Origin of the sequence: Azohydromonas caseinilytica, from assembly GCF_012927045.1 — a bacterium.
GTDB lineage: Bacteria > Pseudomonadota > Gammaproteobacteria > Burkholderiales > Burkholderiaceae_C > Azohydromonas > Azohydromonas caseinilytica.
Map to the genome: position 1 here is coordinate 1 of NZ_JABBFW010000067.1, position 1,789 is coordinate 1,789.

The following is a 1,789-nucleotide window of genomic DNA, read 5'->3' on the forward strand; positions in this document are numbered from 1 at the left end:
TGCCGTGGTCCACCGTCAGCTGCGTGACCGACAGCGCATCGCCCTCGGCATCCGCAAAGCCCTGCAGCAGCTGCGCCAGGCTCACGGTGTAGGCGCTGTCCTCGGCGCCGGGCTGCAGCCAAGCCTGCTCGGTGCTGAGCACCGGCGCCTCGTTGCCGGGGTTCACGTCCAGCGCCAGCGTGGCCGCGGTGCTGGCGCTGCCGTCGCTGACCACGTAGCTCAGCACCAGCGCGCCGTGGTAGTTCTCCTGCAGCGTGATGCTCCAGCTGCCGTCGGCGTTCTGCACCGCCGTGCCGTGCTCCAGCGTGAGCTGCGTCACCGAGAGCTGGTCGCCGTCCACGTCCGCAAAGCCCTGCAGCAGCTGCTCCAGCGTGACCGTGTAGGCGTGGTTCATGCTGGCCTGGGGCAGCACGGCGGGCTCGCCGGCGAGCACCGGCGCGTCGTTGACCGCGCCGAGCTCCAGCGCCAGCGTCGCCGGCGTGCCGTCCACGCCGTCGCTGACCACGTAGCTCAGCACCAGCGTGCCGTGGTAGTCGGGCTCGGGCGTGATGGTCCAGCTGCCGTCGGCGTTTTGCACCGCCGTGCCGTGCTCCAGCGTCAGGCTCGCCACCGACAGCTCCGTGCTGTCCACGTCCGTGAAGCCCTGCAGCAGCTGCGCCAGCGTCACCGTGTAGGACGCATCCTCGCTGCCGGGCTGCAGCGTGGCGGGCTCGCCGCTGAGCACCGGCGCGTCGTTGCCGGGCACCACCTGCGTGAGCAGCGTGGCCGCGGTGGTGGCCTGGCCGTCGGTGACGCCGTAGCTCAGCGTCAGCGCCCCGAGGTAGCCCGCTTCCAGCGTGATGGTCCAGCTGCCGTCGGCGTTCTGTTGCGCCGTGCCATGGTCCACCGTCAGCCCGGTGACCCACAGCGCGTCGCCGTCGCCGTCGGCAAAGCCCTGCAGCAGCTGCGCCAGGCTCACGGTGTAGGCGCGGTTGTCGGCGGCCGCGGCCAGCACGGCGGGCTCGCCGCCGAGCACCGGCGCGTCCTCCACGCCGGCCAGCGTGAGGTTCAGCGTGGCCGCCGTGGTGGCCTGACCGTCGCTGACCAGGTAGCTCAGCACGAGCGCGCCGTGGTGGTTGGCCGCCGGCGTGATGGTCCAGCTGCCGTCGGCGTTGCGCACGGCCGTGCCGTGGTCCACCGCCAGGCTCGCCACCGACAGCGTCGCGCTGTCCACGTCGCCAAAGCCCTGCAGCAGCTGCGCCAGCGTCACCGTGTAGGCCGTGTCCTCGCTGCCCTCGGCCAGCTGCGCCTGCGCCCCGCTGAGCACCGGCGCGTCGTTGACGGCATTGAGCGCGAGGCCCAGCGTGGCCGCCGTGGTGGCCTGGCCGTCGGTGACGCCGTAGCTCAGCACCAGCGCGCCGCTGTAGTTGGCCTCGGGCGTGATGGTCCAGCTGCCGTCGGCGTTCTGCGCCGCCGTGCCGTGGTCCACCGTCAGTGTGGTGATGGACAGCCGGTCGCCGTCGCCGTCGGTGAAGCCCTGCAGCAGCTGCGCCAGCGTGACGGTGTAGGCCGTGTCCTCGCTGCCCGCGGCCAGCTGCGCGCGCGTGCCGCTGGCCGCCGGGGCGTCCTCCACGCTGGCCAGCGTCAGCCCCAGCGTGGCCGCCGTGGTGGCCTTGCCGTCGCTCACGCCGTAGCTGAGCTTGAGCGCGCCGTGGTAGTTGGCCGCGGGCGTAATGGTCCAGCTGCCGTCGGCGTTCTGCGCCGCCGTGCCGTGGTCCACCGTCAGCGTGCTCACCGACAGCGCCGCGCT

Annotated in this window: 1 protein-coding gene; it reads right to left on the reverse strand. The window is 72.9% G+C overall.

Annotated features, from left to right (window positions below):
• On the reverse strand, positions 1-1,789 hold a 1,789-nt coding region (locus tag HHL10_RS29805; protein WP_169164060.1), incomplete at both ends, for a cadherin-like domain-containing protein.